The sequence below is a fragment of the Nocardia neocaledoniensis genome (assembly GCF_003182135.1).
In the GTDB taxonomy this organism is placed as follows: Bacteria; Actinomycetota; Actinomycetes; order Mycobacteriales; family Mycobacteriaceae; genus Nocardia; species Nocardia neocaledoniensis.
This window is the reverse complement of record NZ_QGTL01000013.1, coordinates 23,630-44,133: the sequence shown is the minus strand read 5'-3', so window position 1 is coordinate 44,133 and position 20,504 is coordinate 23,630. Positions and strand designations below refer to the sequence as shown.

Annotated in this window: 21 protein-coding genes; 12 read left to right on the top strand and 9 right to left on the bottom strand. The window is 70.9% G+C overall.

Annotation, left to right across the window (positions count from 1 at the left end; all coding sequences use genetic code 11):
* The first annotated feature begins 64 nt into the window (after positions 1-64).
* On the top strand, positions 65-832 hold the full coding sequence (locus tag DFR69_RS27720) for a TSUP family transporter (RefSeq protein ID WP_110040600.1): 768 nt from the start codon (positions 65-67) through the stop codon (positions 830-832).
* Here DFR69_RS27720 and DFR69_RS27715 read toward each other — a convergent pair.
* Positions 829-1,473 (bottom strand): TetR/AcrR family transcriptional regulator, encoded by a 645-nt coding sequence (locus tag DFR69_RS27715; RefSeq protein ID WP_373867033.1) that lies wholly within the window; start codon positions 1,471-1,473, stop codon positions 829-831. The genes DFR69_RS27720 and DFR69_RS27715 overlap by 4 nt on opposite strands.
* Before the next feature lie 103 nt (positions 1,474-1,576).
* Here DFR69_RS27715 and DFR69_RS27710 point away from each other — a divergent pair, with 103 nt between their 5' ends.
* On the top strand, positions 1,577-3,106 hold the full coding sequence (locus tag DFR69_RS27710) for a TldD/PmbA family protein (RefSeq protein WP_110040599.1): 1,530 nt from the start codon (positions 1,577-1,579) through the stop codon (positions 3,104-3,106).
* On the top strand, positions 3,103-4,497 hold the full coding sequence (locus DFR69_RS27705) for a metallopeptidase TldD-related protein (RefSeq protein ID WP_425271610.1): 1,395 nt from the start codon (positions 3,103-3,105) through the stop codon (positions 4,495-4,497). The genes DFR69_RS27710 and DFR69_RS27705 overlap by 4 nt, the downstream gene beginning before the upstream one ends.
* Before the next feature lie 42 nt (positions 4,498-4,539).
* Here the strand turns inward: DFR69_RS27705 and DFR69_RS27700 are convergent, their stop codons facing one another.
* On the bottom strand, positions 4,540-5,823 hold the full coding sequence (locus tag DFR69_RS27700) for an acetyl-CoA C-acyltransferase (RefSeq protein ID WP_110040598.1): 1,284 nt from the start codon (positions 5,821-5,823) through the stop codon (positions 4,540-4,542).
* Positions 5,824-5,905: 82 nt separating this feature from the next.
* Complete coding sequence (locus tag DFR69_RS27695; protein WP_110040597.1) at positions 5,906-6,286, bottom strand: PPOX class F420-dependent oxidoreductase; 381 nt, start codon at positions 6,284-6,286, stop codon at positions 5,906-5,908.
* Between the two features lie 149 nt (positions 6,287-6,435).
* Here DFR69_RS27695 and DFR69_RS27690 point away from each other — a divergent pair, with 149 nt between their 5' ends.
* The 4 genes from DFR69_RS27690 (at position 6,436) to DFR69_RS27675 (ending at position 9,821) form a co-directional block, all read left to right on the top strand.
* A complete protein-coding gene (locus tag DFR69_RS27690; protein ID WP_110040596.1) occupies positions 6,436-7,641 on the top strand; it encodes a glycosyltransferase in 1,206 nt (401 codons plus the stop codon).
* A 38-nt stretch (positions 7,642-7,679) separates the two neighbouring features.
* Entirely contained in the window at positions 7,680-8,408 is a 729-nt protein-coding gene (locus DFR69_RS27685; RefSeq protein WP_110040595.1) for a VOC family protein, read from the top strand.
* A gap of 216 nt (positions 8,409-8,624) precedes the next feature.
* Positions 8,625-9,395 carry a 2-phosphosulfolactate phosphatase gene (locus DFR69_RS27680; protein WP_110040594.1) on the top strand — a complete coding sequence of 257 codons (771 nt, stop codon included), beginning with the start codon at positions 8,625-8,627 and terminating at the stop codon, positions 9,393-9,395.
* A gap of 162 nt (positions 9,396-9,557) precedes the next feature.
* A complete protein-coding gene (locus DFR69_RS27675; protein ID WP_110040593.1) occupies positions 9,558-9,821 on the top strand; it encodes a helix-turn-helix domain-containing protein in 264 nt (87 codons plus the stop codon).
* Here the strand turns inward: DFR69_RS27675 and map are convergent, their stop codons facing one another.
* From map to DFR69_RS34905, 3 genes are all read right to left on the bottom strand, one after another.
* Positions 9,822-10,589: a type I methionyl aminopeptidase gene (gene map / locus DFR69_RS27670; RefSeq protein ID WP_110040592.1), complete on the bottom strand. Its 768-nt coding sequence runs from the start codon at positions 10,587-10,589 to the stop codon at positions 9,822-9,824. It abuts the gene before it with no gap.
* Positions 10,590-10,651: 62 nt separating this feature from the next.
* Complete coding sequence (locus DFR69_RS27665) at positions 10,652-11,461, bottom strand: mycofactocin-coupled SDR family oxidoreductase (protein ID WP_110040591.1); 810 nt, start codon at positions 11,459-11,461, stop codon at positions 10,652-10,654.
* A 121-nt stretch (positions 11,462-11,582) separates the two neighbouring features.
* On the bottom strand, positions 11,583-12,164 hold the full coding sequence (locus DFR69_RS34905) for a hypothetical protein (protein ID WP_186817377.1): 582 nt from the start codon (positions 12,162-12,164) through the stop codon (positions 11,583-11,585).
* Between the two features lie 199 nt (positions 12,165-12,363).
* Here DFR69_RS34905 and DFR69_RS27655 point away from each other — a divergent pair, with 199 nt between their 5' ends.
* The 4 genes from DFR69_RS27655 (at position 12,364) to DFR69_RS27640 (ending at position 16,713) form a co-directional block, all read left to right on the top strand.
* Entirely contained in the window at positions 12,364-13,539 is a 1,176-nt protein-coding gene (locus DFR69_RS27655; protein ID WP_167456430.1) for a 3-ketosteroid-9-alpha-monooxygenase, oxygenase component, read from the top strand.
* Between the two features lie 36 nt (positions 13,540-13,575).
* A complete protein-coding gene (locus DFR69_RS27650) occupies positions 13,576-14,754 on the top strand; it encodes an acyl-CoA dehydrogenase family protein (protein ID WP_110040589.1) in 1,179 nt (392 codons plus the stop codon).
* Between the two features lie 27 nt (positions 14,755-14,781).
* Entirely contained in the window at positions 14,782-15,687 is a 906-nt protein-coding gene (bphC, locus tag DFR69_RS27645) for a biphenyl-2,3-diol 1,2-dioxygenase (protein ID WP_110040588.1), read from the top strand.
* A 177-nt stretch (positions 15,688-15,864) separates the two neighbouring features.
* Positions 15,865-16,713, top strand: a complete 849-nt coding sequence (locus tag DFR69_RS27640) for an IclR family transcriptional regulator (protein WP_110040587.1) — start codon at positions 15,865-15,867, stop codon at positions 16,711-16,713.
* A gap of 38 nt (positions 16,714-16,751) precedes the next feature.
* Here DFR69_RS27640 and DFR69_RS27635 read toward each other — a convergent pair whose 3' ends face one another.
* Complete coding sequence (locus DFR69_RS27635) at positions 16,752-17,384, bottom strand: Dabb family protein (RefSeq protein WP_110040586.1); 633 nt, start codon at positions 17,382-17,384, stop codon at positions 16,752-16,754.
* Positions 17,377-17,724, bottom strand: coding sequence for a hypothetical protein (locus DFR69_RS27630; RefSeq protein ID WP_110040585.1), 348 nt, complete (start codon positions 17,722-17,724; stop codon positions 17,377-17,379). The genes DFR69_RS27635 and DFR69_RS27630 overlap by 8 nt, the downstream gene beginning before the upstream one ends.
* A 134-nt stretch (positions 17,725-17,858) precedes the next feature.
* On the opposite strand from DFR69_RS27630, the gene DFR69_RS27625 reads away from it, so the two are divergent.
* The gene (locus DFR69_RS27625) at positions 17,859-18,437 is read left to right on the top strand and encodes a hypothetical protein (protein WP_110040584.1); all 579 of its coding nucleotides are present in this window, start codon (positions 17,859-17,861) and stop codon (positions 18,435-18,437) included.
* Between the two features lie 51 nt (positions 18,438-18,488).
* Here the strand turns inward: DFR69_RS27625 and DFR69_RS27620 are convergent, their stop codons facing one another.
* On the bottom strand, positions 18,489-20,489 hold the full coding sequence (locus DFR69_RS27620; protein ID WP_110040583.1) for a hypothetical protein: 2,001 nt from the start codon (positions 20,487-20,489) through the stop codon (positions 18,489-18,491).
* Between the last annotated feature and the right edge of the window lie 15 nt (positions 20,490-20,504).

The window sequence follows — 20,504 nt, the reverse complement described above, 5'->3', positions numbered from 1 at the left end:
CGCGTGAGCCCGTCCCGACATGAATGAACTGGCTTTCCGGCCGCGATCTTGATTCTCTTGGCCGATGCAACTAGGAGACTGGGCGGTCCTGTTGGTGGCCGCGGCCGCGGCCGGGTGGGTCGACGCGGTCGTCGGCGGTGGCGGGTTGATCATCCTGCCCACGCTGTTCCTGGTGGCGCCGGGCATCGCCCCCCAGACCGCGCTCGGCACCAACAAGCTGGCCGCGCTCTCCGGCACGGCGACGGCCGTGCTGACCTTCGCCCGCAAGGTGCCGATGCAGTGGAAGGTGCTGATCCCGGGCGCGGTGATCGCGGCGATCACCGCGGCGTGCGGCGCGGCTGCGGTCTCGCTCATCGATCGGGACCTGTTCATTCCGCTGGTCATGGTGGTGCTGGTCGCGGTGGCGGTGTTCGTGACGCTGCGTCCCTCGGTCGGGATGACGATGGCGACCCACCCGCCGACGCGGCGCAAGGTGATCCTCGTGGTCGCGCTCGCGGCGGGACTGATCGGCCTCTACGACGGCCTGCTCGGGCCGGGCACCGGCACCTTCCTGATCATCACCTTCGCCACCCTGCTCGGCACCGAGTTCGTGCGCGCCGCGGCGATGGCCAAGGTGATCAACTGCGGATCGAATGTCGGCGCGCTGCTGTTCCTCGGCACCACCGGGCACGTGCTGTGGGGCCTCGGCGCCGCGATGGCGGTGGCGAATGTGGCGGGCGCGCTCGTCGGTTCGCGCATGGCGCTGGCCAAGGGCGCCGGGTTCGTGCGGATCGTGCTGCTCGTCGTGGTCGTGGTGATGGTCGTCCGGCTGGGCTGGCAGCAGTTCGGCTAGTTCCGCGATTCGGCGGAGGCGGCCAGCCACGGTTGCAGGACCCGCGAGGTGGTCTCGTGGATCTTGCGGTGCAGGCGCTCGCCGTCCTCGATCCCGTGGTGGGGCTGCTGGAACAGCACCGTGAGCGCCCCCGAGACCGCGCCGACGACGGCGCCGACCAGTGCCGCGGCGCCGACCTCGTCGAGTTCGTGCGGGAACGCGGCGTGCAACTGCCTGGCGATCTCGCGCTGGGCCACCAGCTGGGCGTGCGCGGCGCGGCCGCTCACCGCGGGCACGGTCCGCGAGACCTGCGCGCGCAGCGCGGCGATGCGGCCGTTCAGGTCGTCGACCAGATGCTCGCCGGGGTTGTCGCCCGCGGCGCGCAGAGCCCGCAGCAGCACCTCCACCGGACGCTCCCCCGGCCGCCGCGTGGCGATGGCGGCCACGGCCGCGCGCACCCGCTCGTCGGGTTCGGGAAAGAGCAGTTCTTCCTTGCTGGCGAAGTAGTTGAAGAAGGTCCGCGTGCCGACCTCGGCCTCGGCGGCGATCTCCGCCACCGTCGTCTCCTCATAGCCTCTGGCCTCGAACAATCCGACGGCGGCGAGCAGGATCGCACGGCGGGTTCGTTCCCTTTTTCGATCGCGGAGGGCGGATGGCGGCACGGCGGGCACCCTACGGCATCGGCGCGGCCCGCCGCGGGAGGACCGCGTCAGCGCGTCACGGTTGTGACTGCCGGAACCGGTGTTTCACGCTAGCGTAGGCCGGGTGACCACCACGACTTCCAGGGAAGTGGACGACGAGTTCCGCGCGCTCGGATTGCGCGCGCTGGCCGACGCGGCGCTGACCGCGGCGCGGGCGGCGGGCGCCGAGCACGCCGATCTGCGCGTGCATCGCTTGCTCACCCAGTCGATCCGGCTGCGGGACGGCCGGGTGGAGGCTGTCACCGATTCCACCGAGCTCGGGTTGGCCGTGCGCGTGATCGTCGACGGCACCTGGGGTTTCGCCTCGCACGCCGCGCTCACGCCCGACACCGCGGCCGAGGTGGCGCGGCGCGCGGTCACCGTCGCGACGGCCCTGCGCGCGCTCAACCGGGAGCGGGTGGAGCTGGCCGACGAGCCGCGCTACGCCGACGTCTCCTGGGTCTCGGCCTACGAGCGCGATCCGTTCGCGGTGCCGACGGCCGACAAAGTGGCGCTGCTGCAGGACTATTCGGAGCGGCTCTCCGCCGCCGACGGGGTCGACCACGTCACGGCCTCGGTGCTGCAGGTCAAGGAGCAGGTCTTCTACGCCGACACCGCCGGATCGGCGATCACCCAGCAGCGGGTGCGCCTGCATCCGCAGCTCGAGGCGATCACCGTCGACTCCGCGTCGGGGGTGTTCGAGACCATGCGCACGCTGGCCGCGCCGGCGGGGCGCGGCTGGGAGTACGTGACCGGCGCCGACGGAATCTGGGACTGGGCCGACGAACTCGCGCGGATCCCCGGCTGGCTGGCGGAGAAGGTGAAGGCGCCCGGGGTGGTCGCCGGGCCCACCGATCTGGTGATCGATCCGACCAACCTGTGGCTCACCATCCACGAGTCCATCGGCCACGCGACCGAGTACGACCGGGCCATCGGCTACGAATCCGCCTACGCGGGAACCTCGTTCGCGACGCCGGACCAGCTGGGGACGCTGCGTTACGGCACGCCGATCATGCACGTCACCGGGGATCGCACGCAGGTCAACGGCCTGGCCACGGTCGGCTACGACGACGAGGGCGTGGCCGGGCAGCAGTGGGACCTGGTCCGCGACGGTGTGCTGGTGGGCTATCAGCTCGACCGCGTCTTCGCGCCCCGGCTCGGCCTGGACCGCTCCAACGGCTGCTCCTACGCCGACTCCCCCCATCACGTGCCGATCCAGCGGATGGCCAACGTGTCGCTGCAACCGGACCCCGAGCGCGACACGAGCACCGCCGAGCTGATCTCGCGAGTGGAGGACGGCCTCTACATCGTCGGCGACAAATCGTGGTCGATCGACATGCAGCGCTACAACTTCCAGTTCACCGGGCAGCGGTTCTTCCGCATCCGCGACGGCGAACTGGCCGGGCAGGTACGCGATGTCGCCTACCAGGCCACCACCACCGACTTCTGGGGGTCGATGGAGGCGGTCGGCGGGCCGAGCACCTGGCAGCTGGGCGGCGCGTTCAACTGCGGCAAGGCCCAACCCGGGCAGGTCGCGGCCGTCAGCCACGGCTGCCCGTCGGTGCTGGTGCGCGGGGTCAATGTTCTCAACACCCGGACGGAGGCCGGTCAGTGAGCGAATCGGGTGTGTTCCCCGCGGGCGCGGTGGTCGAACGGGCACTGGCCGCGTCGAAGGCCGACGAGGCGATCGTGATCGTCACCGACGCGCACGAGGCCTCGCTGCGCTGGGCCGGGAACTCGATGACCACCAACGGATCCTCGGTGTCGCGGGACTGGGCGGTGATCTCGGTGTTCCGCGACGGCCCGAACGCCGCGCGGGTCGGCAGCATCAGCTCCACCAGCGTCGATCCGGACGACATCGAGGCCGTGGTCCGCGCGAGCGAGGAGGCCGCCCGCACCGCGACGCCCGCGCGCGACGCGATGCCGCTGCTCTCGCCGGCCGAAGACGACTCGGCGACCTGGGAGCACGCGCCGGGCGCCACCGAGATCGAGGTGTTCACCGGGCTGGCCCGTGACCTGTCGACCGGTTTCGACGGCGCCGACCGGCTCTACGGCTTCGCCCACCACCAGGTGCACACCACCTGGCTGGGCACCTCGACCGGCATCCGCCGCCGCTTCACCCAGCCCACCGGATCGGTCGAGATCAACGGAAAGCGCGGCGCCGGAAAGGATCTCGCGAGCGCCTGGGTGGGCGTCGGCACCGCCGACTTCACCGATGTCGACACCCCGGGCCTGCTGGCCGAACTGTCGCGCCGCCTGGATTGGTCGGCCACCCGCGTCGACCTGCCCGCGGGGCGCTACGAGACGCTGCTGCCGCCCTCGGCGGTGGCCGATCTGATGATCTATCTGGCCTGGTCGATGGAGGGGCGCGGCGCGCACGAGGGCCACACGGCCTTCGCCCGCGCGGGCGGCACCCGGATCGGTGAGCGGCTCAACGACATTCCGTTGACGCTGTACTCGGATCCGTCCGCGAGCGGGCTCGAGTACCGGCCGTTCGTGGCGACCCCCTCGTCATCGGAGTCGCTGTCGGTCTTCGACAACGGCCTGTCCGCCCGGCGGGTCGACTGGATCGGTTCCGGCGTCATCGAGTCGCTGGTCTATCCCCGCGCCACCGCGGCCGAATTCGACGCGCCCGCCACCCTTCCCGGCGAGAACCTGCTGCTCACCGGCGGCTCCGACGCGACGCTGGACGACATGATCGCCCGCACCGAACGCGGCCTGCTGCTGACCTGCCTGTGGTACATCCGCGAGGTCGACCCGGCGACCCTGCTGCTCACCGGCCTCACCCGCGACGGGGTCTACCTCGTGGAGGACGGCCGGGTCACCGCGGCGGTCAACAACTTCCGCTTCAACGAGAGCCCGCTCGATCTGCTGCGCCGGGCCACGGAGGCGGGCGCCACCGAGATCACGCTGCCGCGCGAGTGGAAGGACTGGTTCACCCGCACCGCGATGCCGCCGCTGCGGATCCCGGACTTCCACATGTCGTCGGTGAGCCAGGCGACCTAGGGCACGGTCCCCGGGCAGGCGCGTGGCCTGCCCGGTGCCGGCTCACACGCGTTCGAGCACCGCCGAGGCACCGATGCCACCGGCCGCGCAGATCCCCAGCAGGGCGGTTTCCTTGCCCGTACGGGCCAGTTCGTTGGCCATGGTGGTCACCATGCGGGCGCCGGTCGCGCCGAAGGGGTGGCCGAGCGAGATCGACCCGCCGTGCACGTTGAGCTTGTCGAGGTCGACCGAGCCGACGGCCTCGTCGCGGTCGAGGCGGGTCTTGGCCCACTCCGTGCTCTCGAGCATGCGGAGCACCGACAGGGTCTGGGCGGCGAACGCCTCGTGGATGTCGACGAGATCGATGTCGGCCAGCGACATCCCGGCCTTGTCCAGCGCGCGGGGCATCGAGATGGCGGGACCGATGAGCACCTGGTCGGCGGGGTCGACGCTGACGAAGCTCCACGAGCGGAAGGCGGCCAGCGGGGTGAACCCGAGGGCGCGCGCCTTCTCCTCGCTCATCAGCAGCACCGCGGAGGCGCCGTCGGTGAGCGGGCTGGCGTTGCCCGCGGTGACCGTGCCGCCCTTGGCGAACACCGGGTTCAGGCCGGCGAGCTTGTCGACGCTGGTGTTGGCGCGCACCAGGCCGTCGGTCTCGATCCGGGTGCCCGCGGGGGTGGTCAGCGGGACCACCTCGTCGTCGAAGCGGCCGGAGGCGATCGCGGCCGCGGCGCGGTGGTGCGAGCGGGCGGCGAACTCGTCCTGGTCGGCACGGGAGATGCCGTTGATCCTGGCCATCTTCTCGGCCGACTCCCCCATCACCTCGCCGGTGGTGCGCTCGGAGATCTTGGGCTGGCGCGGCAGGATGTCGGTGAACGGCGCCAGCTGGCGGACCACGTCGAGGTAGTCCTTGGGCTTGGGCTTGCCCAGCGCCACCGGGGCCACGGCGTGGACGACCTTCTGCGGCAGCTTGATCTCGGCGTTGCTGGTGGAGTCGCTGCCGCCGGCGATCATGATGTCGTATTCGCCGCGTTCGATCGCGGCGGCCGCGGAGGTGACGGCCTGCAGGCCCGACGCGCACGCCCTGGTCACCGTGTAGCCCTCGCACCCGAAATCCAGGTTCAGGTCCAGCGCCACCTCGCGCGCGATGTTGGGCGCGTGGCTGGGCAGGACGACCCCGCCCCAGACGATGGACTGGATCTCGCCCGGCGCGATCCCGGTCCGTTCGAGCAGGCCACGCACCGCGGCGCCCGCGAGATCAATGCTGTCGAGGCGGGTGAAGTCGGTGAAGGCGCGCACGAACGGGGTGCGCGCGCCCGCGACGATGACGGCGCGATTCTTGGCCATGTGAGTCCCTTCGGAGAGTCCGCTGAGCCCCACGTTATCCGATACCCTCGGTACTGGATACTGCTTCGGCGATCCCGGCGCCTCAGGCGGGAGTGATCTCGATGCCGATGGTGCCGTCCTTGCCGCGGCGCAGGTTGCTGCCGAGGATCACCAAGGGGCCGGTCAGCCAGTACTTGCGGCGCAGCCACGACCGCACCTGTTCGGTCTCGGCGCCGTCGAGGATCCGCGCGGTGCCGCCGACAATGGCACCGTGTGCCACTCCGCGCGCGTTGCACGGTTGCAATGTCACCTCTGGATTGCGCCGGATGCGCTTGACCTTCCAGCTGTCGGTGACGGTCCAGACGAACAGCTTGTCGTCGTGCGCGACCGCCCAGACGGGAGTGCCGACGGGCGAGCCGTCTTTGCGAAAAGTGGTGAGCAGCACGTAGTTCGCTGTTTGCAGTTCGCCGAGTCGGTTCGTCATGCCCGCAGCCTAGCGCTCGCGCGGGATCTCGGCCCGGCGGTGTTTCCCCTTTCATCGTCTACCGGGCACCGGGGCTTGCCGCAAGGCCGGGGGTAGCGGGCAGAATCGCTGTCCGCGCGCCGAGATCCGGGCGCAGAACGGGGCGTGACATGCGGGTTCTCCTGACGACCATCGGCTCACGTGGCGAGGCGCAGCCGATGCTCGCGCTGGCCGGGCGGCTGCGCGAGTTCGGCCATACTGCGGTGCTGTGCGCGCCGCCGGACTTCGCGGGCCGGGCGTCGGCGCTGGGCGTCGAGTACGTGCCGGTCGGACCCACCCTGCGCAGCACCGCCCGGCCCGGTGCGGAGCCGACGCCGGAGCAGCGCCGCCTGCTGGTGGAGGGCACGGTGGCCGCGCAGTTCGAGGCGGTGGGGGCGGCCACCGGGTGTGACGTGGTGGTCGGCGGCGGCGGGCTGGCGATCGCCGCGCGGTCGATCGCGGAATCGCTGGCCGTGCCCTACGTCTATGTGGCGTTCGCGCCGATGACCCTGCCGTCGCCCCAGCACGCGCCGCCGGTCTTCGGCGACGCCGTCGGCGACGGCGACAACGCCACCGCGTGGGAGCGGGATCGCGCGATGTGGAACGGGGTGTGGCGGGCGCCGTTGAATGCCGCGCGCGCCCGGCGCGGGCTCGGCGAGGTCGACGACGTCCGCGATCATCTGTTCACCGATCATCCCTGGCTGGCCGCCGATCCCGTGCTGGCGCCATGGCCGGGCGGCCCCGATCTCACGGTGTTCCAGCCAGGGGCCTGGCTGGTCGACGACACCCGACCGCTCGATCCCGGGCTCGAGGCGTTCCTCGATGCCGGTGATCCACCCGTCTACCTCGGGTTCGGCAGCGCCCGGGCCCCGGAAGGCCTGGCTCGCGAGGCGATCCAGGCCGCCCGCGCACTCGGCCGACGGGTGATCGTGAGCCGCGGTTGGGCGGACCTGAGCCCCCTCGACGATCAGCCGGATTGTCTGTCCATCGGGGAGGTGTCCCATCAGGCGCTGCTGCCCCGGGTCGCGGCGGTGATCCAGCACGGTGGCGCCGGGACCACCACGGCCGCGGCCCGCGCCGGCGTTCCGCAGGTGGTGGTGCCACAGATGTTCGACCAGTTCTACTACGCCCGCCGCGTGCGGGAACTGGACCTCGGCGAGACGGCCGCCCGGGTGTCGGAGCTGGGCACGGCGCTCGCCCGCGCCCTGACACCGGCGACGGCGGCCACGGCCCGTGCGGTCGGCCCGCGGATCGGGACCGACGGTGCGGACGTGGCGATCGCACGGTTGCTCGGGACGCCGAAAACAGTACGGGCGGATACGCGGAATTCTTCTTAACCTCGGAGCCGTCCGACCCGTTCTCCGGAAGGCCAGCCATGACCGACACCGCCGTACCACTGCTGTGGGCCGGTGATCTGCCCAGCACCCTCGACTTCTACCGGGCGCTGGGCTACACCGTCGTCGACGAGCAGACCCGGCCCTATGTCTACGGCGCGATCGAGGGGCACGGGTGCGCACTGCACTTCGCGCCGGCACCCCCGGGTCTCGACCTGCCGACCGAGCACGTGGGCGCCCTGCTGCTGGTCGACGACGTCGCCGCCCGGCACGCCGAGTTCACCGCGGCGCTGCGCGCCCACTACGGCAAGGTCCCCGCCAAGGGCTGTCCTCGCATCACGCGGTTCCGGCCCGGTCAGTCGCGGTTCTCCCTGGTCGATCCGGTCGGCAACACCCTGCTGGTGATCCAGCGCGGCGAACCCGACGACGTCGAGTACGGCGGCTCACGCGCACTGGCGGGCCTGGCTCGCGTCCTCGACAACGCCCGCATCCTGCGCGATTTCAAGAACGACGACCGCGCCGCCACCCGCGCCCTCGAAGCGGGCCTGCGCCGGTTCGGCGCCTCGGCCGCCGCGATCGATCGCGCCCGCGCCTACGCCGCCCTGGCCGAACTGGCGGTGGCGACGGAGAACCCCGAGCGCCTCGCCCACTGGAAGTCCGAGCTCGACACTGTCGACCTCACACCAGCGGAACGCGCCGCCCTGTCCACCGACGCCGCCGCCTCCGACCTCCTCACCACCTGGCTCACCGCCACCACCCCTACGGACTGAAGTCCCTTCCCCCAAGGCCGTTCTCCGACAACGAGGTCGGATGCCGTCTACACCGGCGCGGTCGCGGCGGCGGGAACTCGGGATCGGAGCGACCGGCATGCGGCCGACGTCGCAATCGGACCGCCGCCGAGGATCGCCCCTCGGCGAACGGACCGGAGGTCGGCCATGCTGTACGGAGTGGACCGACCGCGGTCGACCGAGAGGGTGGGGGGTTCGATGTCGGTACCGGAGTGGTCGCGGCAGCGGGGATTCGGGATCAGAGTCGAGTGGGGCGCGACGGGCGCTGCCGCGATCGGGCCGGGAGCCGCCGCCGTGGTGGTGATCGACGTGTTGTCGTTCACCACCTCGGTATCGATCGCGACCGGCGCGGGCACGGTCGTGTTCCCCTATCGGTGGCGCGATGATTCGGCTCGAACCTTCGCCGCGCTGCACGATGCCGCGCTCGCCGTCGGCCGTCGCGAGGTCGGCGCTGAGAACCCCTGGTCGCTGTCCCCGGCGACGCTGCGACGCGCGCCGTTCACCGAGCGGCTCGTACTCCCCTCCCCCAACGGTTCCACCATCGCCGCCGGGGTCACGGGGGTGCCGGTGGTCGCGGGCTGCCTGCGCAACCATCGCGCGGTCGCCGCCTGGCTTCGCGCTCGGGGCTGGGGCACGCCCGCGCGACCGGTGGCGATCGTCGCGGCCGGCGAACACTGGCCGGGCAGCGGCGTCGTGCGCCCCGCCCTGGAGGACTGGCTCGGCGCCGGAGCCGTCGCCGCCGCCCTGCTCGACCTCGGCGCCACCGACCCCTCGCCCGAAGCACGAACTGCCGCGGCGTCGTTCGCCGCGACGCCGGACGTGCCCGCGGCGATCGGGGACTGCGCGTCCGGACGCGAGCTGGCCCTCGGCGGTTTCGCCGACGATGTCGCGCTCGCGTCGGAACTCGAGGCCGATCCGTCGGTCCCCGTCCTCATCGAGGGCGCCTTCCTCGCCCAGCCCGCCCGCTGACCAGCTCGGCCCCCGGCGAGCGGGCACCACACACATCGCCCTCTCCGCCGCTCGGTGACAGTAGAACCTGCCGAGCGAGGCGTGCGTGCTCAGCGCCCGCTCCACCGGATCGGCACTACCGGCCGCTTGCGGTATTTAAATACCCGCCTTACGCTCGGTGCCATGGTGCGTCTCCCCCTCAGCCCGGCCCAGGTCGAAGCAGGTCGCCGCCTCGGGCGCCGCCTGCGGTCCGCGCGCGGTGACCGCGAGCTCGCCGCGGTGGCCCAGGCCGCCGGCATCTCCCCGGAGACGCTGCGCAAGATCGAATCCGGGCGCCTGCCCTCGCCCGCCTTCGGCACCGTCGTCGGCCTCGCCGAGGCCCTCGACATCCCGCTCGCCGAGCTCGCCGAGGTCTATCGCGCCGAGCGGATCGCCGAATCGGCCTGATCAGTCCCGCAGCGTCAGGATCATCGGCTCGTCGTCCGTGATCGCCACGGTGTGCTCACTGTGCGCGCAGCGGGAACCGTCGGCGGAGCGGATGGTCCAGCCGTCCGGGTCGGTGACCACCTTGTCCGTGGTCGCCGCGAACCACGGCTCGATCGCCAGGGCGAGCCCGGGGCGCAGCCGGAATCCGCGGCCCGCGCGGCCGTGATTGGCCACGTGCGGATCCTCGTGCATGGTCCGGCCGATCCCGTGGCCGCCGAATTCGGTGTTGACCGGATAGCCGTACGCGCGGGCGACGGCGGAGATCGCGGCGGAGATGTCCCCGATGTGGTTGCCCGGCCGCGCGACCGCGATCGCGGCGGCCAGCGCCTCCTCGGCGGCCCGCACCAGCCGCGCGTCCGCGGGATCGGGAGTGCCCACGATGGTGGTCACCGCGGAATCGGCGGCCCAGCCGTCGATCGTCACGGCCAGATCGGCGGTGAGCACATCGCCGTCGCGCAGCATGTAGTCGTGCGGCAGGCCGTGCAGCACCGCGTCGTTGACCGCCAGGCACACGGTGTTGCGGAACGGTCCGCGACCGAACGAGGGCGCGTAGTCCCAGTAGCACGACACCGCGCCGCGCTCGCGAATCCGTTCCCGCACATACTCTTCGAGCTCGAGCAGGTTCACGCCGACGGCGGCGCGCGCGTGCACGCCCGCCAGCACGTCGGCCACGAACCGCCCGGTCACCCGCATCCGTTCGAGCTCGGCGGGCGACTTCAACTCCACCATCACGCCTCCAGTTGGTATTTTCATACCAGGCTAGCGGCGTCGGTATAAAAATACCAATCGGGTCAGCGGTTCAGATTGCCCATGTCGATCGGGATCTGCGCGCCGGTGACCTTCGCGGCGTCGTCCGAGCACAGCCAGGCCACCGTCGCGGCGATCTCCTCCGGCTCGATGATGTAATCCGGCAGCGAGTTCATGAAGATCGGCGCCAGCGTGCTCGCGTACTCCTCCAGCAGCGGCCCGATGTCGTTGGGCTGCATGCCCGAGGCGACGCCGGCCGGATGCACCGTGTTGACCCGGATGCGATGCGCGCCGAGCTCGTTGGCCATGGTCTTGGCCAGGCCGGTGATGGCGTGCTTGGTCGCCACGTAGTGACCGGTGAAGGGAATACCCTTGAGCCCGCCCACCGAGCTGGTGAACACCATCGCGCCGCCCTCGCCCTGGGCGATCAGGTGCGGCACAGCGGCTTTCGCGGTGTGGAAGACACCGGTCAGGTTGACGTCGACCGTCTCCTGCCACTGCTCGGCGGTGATCTCCCACGACAGCGCGGCCGAGCAGATGCCCGCGTTCGCGACGACCACGTCGAGGCGCCCGAACTGCTCGATCCCCGCCGCCAGCGCGGCCGACAGGGCGTCGAAATCGCGCACGTCGACCTTGCTCGCCGCGATCTTCGCGCCGGTCTCCTCGACCAGCCGCACCGTCTCGGCCAGGTCGGCCTCGGTGGCGCCCGCGTAGGCCGTGCTGGCGAATTCCGCGCACGCGTCGATCGCGATGATGTTCGCGCCCTCCTGGGCGAAGCGCACCGCCTCGGCACGGCCCTGTCCGCGGGCCGCGCCGGTGATGAAGGCGACTTTGCCTTCGTAGCGTCGCGTCATGTCGTACTACCTCCGAACGTCGATGTGCATTATGAACACCACACCATCCCCGGCCGCTTCACGGTGGCGAATCCACGGATTCGCCCCGAAGAATCTGGACGGTGGTTCAGGTCGACGCGGGTCACTCGCGCGCGAAGCTCGCCCACGCCCGCACGACCACCCGGCCCGCGGCATCGACGCCGCACAGGCTCACGTCGACGCGTGATTCCCCGTCCTGCGCATAGCTCTGCGTGATGTGTCCCGAGCAGCTCATGACGTCGCCGGGCGGCAGTTCGCCCACCACCCTGGTACGGAAGCGCCGGATGTTCTCCGCGCCGAGCCAGTCGGTGGCGTAGGTGGCCAGCAGCGCGGCGGCCTGCGGCGAGGCGGGCCCGCCGACCTGGGCCGCCCCGGCCCACGACTCGGCGACGAGGCCGCCCGTGCGGTCGAAGTAGCGGGTCAGCGACTCCGCCGCGGTGATCGCGGCCGGATTCGCCGGATCGCCGCCTGCGCGCACCGCGGTGAGCCGGTCGCCCGCGCGCGGCGGCGGCCCGAAGAACCGGTGATCGGTCTCGGTCCGCGCGGCGCCCGAGGCGTCGGCGGGCAGAAAGGTCGGCGGCACCACGGGCCGCTCGGCGAGCCGGTAGGCCGGATGATCGGAGCGCGCCGACTCCGCGAACAGCCGGATGGCCTCGGTCTCCAGAACCACGGCGACGTTGTGCATCGTCACTCCTCTCAGGCGGGTGCCGTCACGGTAGGGCGCGCCGGCGCCGTGTGACCGGTTCCGCTCCCGCTCATCGGGACACCGGGCATTCGGCACGAAAACATGTCCGCTGACCGGGAACTCCGCCCGCCGACCACCCCGCGACAGCGCGACCATCGGCGCAGCTCATCCCCACTCCGTCCGATACATGGAGGTTTCGATGCCGGAGAACACGCCGAACGGCCGATCGCTGGACGCCACCGCCGACTACCGGCAGATCGAGGCCGCCGCGGCGCCGACTCGGTTCGCTCGCGGCTGGCACTGCCTCGGCCTGCTCTCGTCGTTCCGTGACGGCAAGCCGCACGAGGTGAAGGCCTTCGGCACCACCCTGGTGGTGTTCCAGTCCGAGACCGACGGCGCGCTGCACGTGCTCGACGGCTTCTGCCGCCACATGGGCGGCAACCTCGCCCACGGCACCATCAAGGGCGATTCGATCGCCTGCCCGTTCCACGACTGGCGCTGGGGCGGCAACGGCAAGTGCACCGCGATCCCCTACGCGCGCCGCGTGCCCCCGCTGGCCAAGACCCGGTCGTGGCCGACGCTCGAGCGCAACGGCCAGCTCTACATCTGGCACGACCCGCAGGGCAGCAAGCCCACCGACGAGGTGACCATCCCCGAGATCGAGGGCTACGGCACCCCGGAATGGACCGACTGGACCTGGAACTCGATGCTCATCGAGGGTTCGCACTGCCGCGAGATCGTCGACAACGTCGTCGACATGGCGCACTTCTTCTACGTGCACTACGCCTTCCCGCGCTACTTCAAGAACGTCTTCGAGGGCCACGTCGCCACGCAGTACATGCGGTCGACCCCGCGCCACGACATCGAGGTCGGCACCAGCTACGACGATCCGAACTCCACCCTGCGTTCGGACGCCTCGTACTTCGGCCCGTCGTACATGATCGACTGGCTGTGGAGCGAGGCCAACGGCATGACGATCGAGACGGTGCTGATCAACTGCCACTACCCCGTCAGCGAGAACGCCTTCGTGCTGCAGTACGGCGCGATGGTGAAGAAGCCCGAGGGCATGTCCGACGAGGACGCCACCGCGATGGCGGCCCAGTTCGCCCAGGGCGTGGAGTACGGCTTCGAGCAGGACGTCGAGATCTGGAAGAACAAGGCGCCCATCGACAATCCGCTGCTCTCGGAGGAAGACGGCCCCGTCTACCAGCTGCGCCGCTGGTACAAGCAGTTCTACGTCGACGTCGAGGACGTCACCGAGGACATGACCAAGCGCTTCGAGTTCGAGATCGACACCGAGCGCGCGGTGACCAGCTGGGAAGCCGAGGTCGCCGACAACATCGCCCGCGGCGCCGTCATCAACACCATGTCCTGACCGCCACCCCCCCACGAACAGAAAGCACGACCTGCGATGACCAAGGTTCTCGACAACATCGCCGCGATCGCCGATCAGCTGCGCGATCAGGCTCCCGAGGCGGAGCGGCTGGGCCAGCTTCCCGACGCCACCGCGCGGCTGCTGAAGGAGGCGGGCCCGATCCGCCTGCTGCAGCCCAAGAAGTACGGCGGGTTCGAGGCGCACCCGCGCGAGTTCGCCGAGACGGTGATGGCGACGGCGGCGCTGGACGGGGCCAGTGGCTGGATCACCGGCATCGTCGGCGTGCATCCGTGGCAGCTGGCCTTCGCCGATCCGAAGGTGCAGGACGAGGTGTGGTCCGACGATCACGACACCTGGATCGCCTCGCCGTACGCGCCGACCGGCATCGCCCGGCCGGTCGAGGGCGGCTACATCTTCAACGGCCGCTGGCAGTTCAGCTCCGGCACCGATCACTGCGACTGGATCTTCCTCGGCGCCATGCTCGGCGACCCCGAGGGCAAGATGGCGCTGCCGCCGACCATGCTGCACATGATCCTGCCGCGCTCGGACTACACCATCGTCGAGGACTCCTGGAATGTGGTGGGCCTCAAGGGCACCGGCTCCAAGGACATCATCGTCAAGGACGCCTTCGTGCCCGACTACCGGGTGATGAACGGCGATCACGTCATCGACGGCACCGCGCAGCGCGAGTACGGCGTCACCGAGACGCTGTTCAAGATGCCGTGGTCGACGATGTTCCCGCTGGGCATCAGCTCGGCCGTGGTCGGTATCGCCGAGGGCGCGCTGGCCGCGCATCTGGACTACCAGCGCGACCGGGTCGGCGCCCAGGGCACCGCGGTCAAGGACGACCCGTACGTGCTCTTCGCCATCGGCGAGGCGGCCGCCGACATCAACGCCGCCCGCCAGGAACTGCTCAGCAATGTCGACCGGATCTTCGACCTGGTCGACGCGGGCAAGGAGATCAGCTTCGCCGAGCGGGCCGCGGTCCGGCGCACCCAGGTCCGCGCGGCCTGGCGCGCGGTCACCGCGGTCGACCAGATCTTCGCCCGCTCCGGCGGCAACGCCATGCGGATGGACAAGCCGCTGCAGCGCTTCTGGCGCGACGCGCACGTGGGCCTGGCCCACGCCATCCACGTGCCCAGCACCGTGTACCACGCCGCGGCACTCAGCTCCCTCGGCATCGAGCCCGCCGACAACCTGCGCTCGATGATCTGACCGAACACCACGAAGGACACACCGACAATGACTGACATCAAGGGCCTCGGCTACGTCAAGATCCAGACGGCCGACATGGACCGCTGGCGCACCTTCGCCTTCGACGTCCTCGGCTTCGCCGAGGGCAGCGGACCGGACGAGAACGCGCTCTACCTGCGCATGGACGAGCGCGCGGCACGCATCACGGTCGTGCCGGGCGACACCGACGCGATCGTGACGATCGGCTGGGAGGTGCGCGACCACGCGGCGCTGGTGCGGGTGCAGGAGGCCGTCACGGCGGCCGGCATCGCGGTCAAGCCGCTCTCGGTGGAGGAGGCCGACGCCCGCCGGGTCGAGGAGGTCATCACCTTCGAGGATCCGACCGGGGCGACTCTCGAGATCTTCCACGGCGCGGTCCTCGACCACAGCCCGGTGGTGACACCGTTCGGCGCGAAGTTCGTCACCGGGGCCCAGGGCCTCGGCCATGTCGTGCTGCCGACGATGGACCCCAACGGCGCGTTCGGCTTCTACACCGAGGTACTCGGGTTCCTGCCGCGCGGCGCGTTCCGGATCCCGGCGCCGCCGGAGTTCGGGCCGATGCGGGTGCGCTTCCTCGGCGTCAACGAGCGCCATCACAGCCTGGCGCTGTGTCCCGCGCCGCACGGCGGCGCGCCGGGCCTGGTGCACATCATGGTGGAGGTCGACAGCCTCGACGCCGTCGGCCAGGCGCTGGACCGGGTGACCAAGGACGGCTTCTCCGTCTCGTCCACCCTGGGCAGGCACACCAACGACAAGATGGTCTCGTTCTACGTCCGCGCGCCCGGCGGCTGGGACATCGAGTTCGGCACCGAAGGCATGCGGGTCGACGAAACCTATTACACCGCTGAGGAAATCACCGCCGACAGCTACTGGGGCCACGACTGGTCCGGGAGCGAGCCGCTCGCGGCGATGTAGTTCCGCGCACCTCTGCCACGGCCCCCGGCCCGAGCCTCACCGCTCGGGCCGGGGGCCGTTTTCATGATCGACACGCCCATTCATGTGACAACGACCACAACAGATGGTATGAATAGTCATATGCCTAATCGAAATATGCGAGTGGGCATCAGCACGTAGATCCGAAATGGAGATCTCATGGTCATCCAGGCCGAGGCCACAACCCCGAGCGCGATCCTGGATCGCGCGTCCCTGCTGCTCGACGCCTTCGACGGTCCGGGCCGGCTCACGCTCGCCCAGATCGTCCGGCGCACCGGTCTCCCCCGGTCCTCGGCGCATCGCATGCTGGAACGGCTCGTGCAACTCCGGTGGCTACGCCGGGAAGGGCGCGACTACGAGCTGGGCATCCGCCTGATGGAGCTCGGCTCGCTCGCGGTGCACCAGGACCGGATGCATCGCGCGGCGATGCCGTTCCTGCACGAGCTGCACCGGGTCACCGGGTTCGTCGTGCACCTGGCCGTCCTCGACGGTCCGGACGTGGTGTACCTGGACAAGATCGGCGGCGACCTCTCGGTGCCGACCCGCGTGGGCGGTCGCCGTCCCGCCGCCTACACCGCGGTCGGCAAGGCGATCCTGGCCTACGCCGACGAGCGCCGGGTCGGCGAGGTGATGGGCGGGCTCACCGGCACGCGCACCCGCTATTCGCTCACCACCAGGGCCCAGCTCGACGCCGCCCTGGACAAGGTGCGCGCGCACGGCGTCGCGGTCGAGCGCGAGGAGTCGCTGCCCGGATTCGGCTGTCTGGCCGCGCCGATCGGCGATCCCGGCGAGGTCGCGGTCGCGGCGGTGTCGGTGTGCGGGCCGGTGGACCGGATGGTCATCGATCACCGCCTGGCCGCCGCCGTGCGCACGACCGCGCTCAACATCTGGCGCCACGTCGACGACGGCCGGGTGCGCGTGCATCCCACGCTGCAGCACGCCCGCCCGCTCGGCGTCGGCCCGACCACCCGGCCGCACCCCGAGCAGCGGGTCTCGCACTCCGCGTGATTCCGGCGTCGCCGTCGACCGGGGGCCGACGGCGGCGATCAGGACCGTGGGGCGTTGCGGCAGAAGCTGTGACAGACCCGGTCGCGCACGATCATCTCCGGGCATTCGGGATCGAACCACCGGTCCACGAGCGCCCAGTGCACCGGATGCATCAGGTAGGGCCCGTTCAGGCCGTCCAGGTCGGTGAACTCCTGCTCCCAGACGTGCGTCCAGGGCGAGGTTCCGGTGGCCCGGAGAACGGGACTCAACTGCCAGGTGCGGATGGTCGGGATATGCTCGGGCATGCGTAGCAGGTCCGCTTCGAAGCGCCGCACGATCGGCCCCGAGGTCTCCGGCGCGACGCGCAGTAGCAGCACCCGGTGCACCGTGCCGGTGGCGCCGGGTTCGGCGAGACCGCGTGTCCCGCCGAGGTATTCGACCCCGTCGACATGGGCCACCACGGGATCCTCGAGCGCGGCGGCGACCTGTCCGGCGCCGGGTGCCCAGTCCCCGGCCTCCTCGAACCACCAGTGCGCCAGCACATCACCGCCGTTGCGGACTCCGGTCAACGTCGGCTCGACCAGGGTGCGCGCGGCCCCGGGCAGCAGGGTACGGAGCGCGCTCGTCCACCGCTCGGCTGTCGCCGGGTCGGCACCCGGGGCGAAATGGATCAGCCGGACCACCTCATACATCGGCGAGCCTCTCGATATCGGCGACGGCCGCGGCCGTCGACCTGGTGCGTTCGACCACGAACTTCGCCGCGTCGGCCCACCACCGGCGCACCGCCTCGTCCCCGCGCCCGCGCCACGTCATCGCCCACCAGCCGGCGGCACCGTCGAGCGCCCACGTCGCGGTCACGGTGTTCGACTCCCCCGTCAGCCACATCGGCGGACTCACCACGACCCGCTCGAGCACCATCCCCCGCTCCCTGGCACCGGGCGCGTAGTCCCGCAGATAGGCGTCGACGAAGTCCTTGCCCCGCCCCGGTTTCGTCACCACCGTATCGATCACATAGACCTTCACGTCATCCATCCACCGACGGTAGGCACGCCCGCGCCGGTCCCGTCGGGCCGTGCCCGCCCAGCGGGAGACCGTCCCCGGCCGCCCCGGACCCACCGCCGCACGCTCGCCGAGCACACGGCGACCTCCTGGTACATCATGTTCCGGTGGATCCAGAGGAAATCGGCACGCGGACGGCCGAACTCGCGTCGCGCTTCGGGGTGGCGGCGCCGCGCGTCGAGCTCGGCCCGGTGCCGTCGTGGTGCGCGGACGGGATGCGGCCGCAGGTGCGTGCGGAGGGCACCGTCCTGATCGTCGGTTCCGCCTACGAAACGCTCGAGCCCGAGGAGCGGCGCGGCGCCCTCGGCCAGGCAGTCCTGGCCCTGGACCTGCACGACGCGGGACGGTTCCAGCCCATCATCGCCGCATTGTTCGCCTGGGGTCTCTCGACGACGATGCTCGGTTTGCCGTTCGGCACTCCGAGCTGGCAGGCCACCGTCTTCGCGCTGGTGCCGGGCGCACTCACCCTGCTCGCGGTCCATGCCGTGCGGTCCCGGCGCATCGTCTACGACGTCGACCACCGGATGACGGCTGTGCTCGGCCCGGCGACGGTGGCGGCTGTCCTGGACCTCGACGAACGAAGCCGAACGCGCGCACGAGGACTCGGCGGCGCGTACGTCCGGCTCGTGCAGCCGAGTCGCACACGCCGCGCTCGGCGACTCGAGGGTGAACCGCCACCGGCGTGACGACCCCGGCGGGAGTACCCGCGCGGCGGGAGTACCCGCGCGGCACTAGACCTACTCGGCGCCACCCGGCCGCGCGGGCAGACGATCGGCGCCCCAGCTGCGGTGGACGTAGCCGGTCACCCGGTCGAGTTCCGCGCGGTCGACGGCCGCGAGTTCGCCGGGCTCCAGCGGATCGAAGTGGAAGATGTAGAGCCGTGAGGCGAACTGTTCGAACGGCAGTGACGCCTCACCGAAGCGCTCGCCGTGCCCGGCCGTGCCGACGACGACGCCGTCGCCCCAGTCCTGCCCGCTGTCGTTGTTGGGGTTGTAGAAGTACACCCGCATCTGCTGCTGCGGGTCGAGCGCCACCCGCAGCACGGTGATCGCGTGCCAGCCGACGAACCGCGCGGCGCTGTCGGTCACCGCGATGCCGGCCGGCTGCGGGTGGATCACCGGCTGGTTGCCGTTGTAGTAGGGGTGGTAGCTGGCGTAGAAGTGGCGCTGGAACTCCTCGAGTTCGACGAGCTGACCGGTCGCGACGTCGACATTGATCCGGAAGCCCCGGCCGGACCACCACCCGTGGAACTCGGGATTGATCCACCGGTGCGGATCACCGTCGCGGCCGAGGCAGCGCCGCCCCATCTCGGCGTAGATGCGGTCCAGGTGCGGGACCACGAGCAGGGAGACCGGGTCCAGATCGTGCTGCACCGCGGCGGCGAGGCCGTCGCCGCCCGCGCGCGAGGAGATCGGCTGCCCCTCGAAATGCATGACGATCTCGTCGTCGCGCGCCGCCCACACCACCGTCTGCAAGAGGTAGTCGGGATCGTTGTAGGCCCACATCGACAGCGCCCGCGCCGACTGACAGGTGGGATTGTCGCCCTGGCCGATCCCCAGCGGCAGGCCGAGCACCGACAGCACACCCGACACCAGCCACGCCCTGGCATCCGGCGCCGGGCCGAACACCTCGGTCAACCGCTGCCGCGAATGCTCGGACAGGCGCAGCGCCAGCTGCCGCCACAGCGCCGGGGCGACCGGCGGTTGCGCGAGGATCTGGCGTTCGAGCAGCAGCGCGAGTCCGTAGACGCACTGGGCGGTTTCGACGTGCACGGCCTGCTCGATCAGCGCGCGCACCAGTTCGTGGTAGCACAGCAGACTGTCGCGACCGGTACTGGACAGCCCCATCGCCTCGCCGAGCAGGTACTCCCCCTTGGTCAACAGGAACCGCAGCAGGACAGCGTGATACGGCGAGACGAGTCCGGTGTCGTGCATCGACCGGGCGAAGCCGGTCGCCTCGTACTGCAGCGCGCTGTCGTCCATCGATTCCAGGCGCGTGCGGTAGACCTCGACGCCGGGGTCCTCCCTGCACCCCTCGGTGGTGCCGTAGAGGCTGCTGATCAGCCGGTCCGCGCCGAGCCCACTCGCGCCGAGGTCCACGTCGGGATCGGCGCGCGCGACAGCGATCTGGGTGATCATCCGCTTGACCGCGTCGACCTGGATGGGCCGCTGGCGCAGGATCCGCCAGATCTCGTCGACCAGGTTCTCGAGCACCTTCTCGTACCCGATCTCGCCGACGAGGAAGACCAGCAGCTCGCGCGACACCTGCGCCATCCGGCCCAGTTGCGCGCGTTCGGCTTCGGTGGGCGGGACGAACAGCAGCGACAGATTCACCGCGAGCACCTGGGACAGATGGTCGGCGGCCTGTTCGGCGGAGATCAGCGGATGCCGGTAGTCCCCCTGGGCGACGGCGAGCAGGCGCAGGTCACTCACCGCCTCCAGCACGACGGTGTCGGCGTTGGCGCTGCGCAGCGAGCCGGTGCTCAGCGCCGGGATGAGGAACTGCGGCTGCGCCCAGTCCGTACCGAGGTAGAAGCCCGCCGCCTCGAGCTGCTCGGCGCGGGCGCGCAGTGCCGCGCACCCGCCGGGCAGCAGCAACACCCGCCGCAACGCGTCCAGCACCCTGGGCAGTTTGACCTGCTTGCCGAAATCGCCGGCATCCGAGAGGGCTCGTGTGGCCTGATCCAACGTGGTGAGGCGTTTGTCGAGCGCCGCCTCGCTGCCGCTCTGTGGACTCATCGCCGAGCCTTCCCT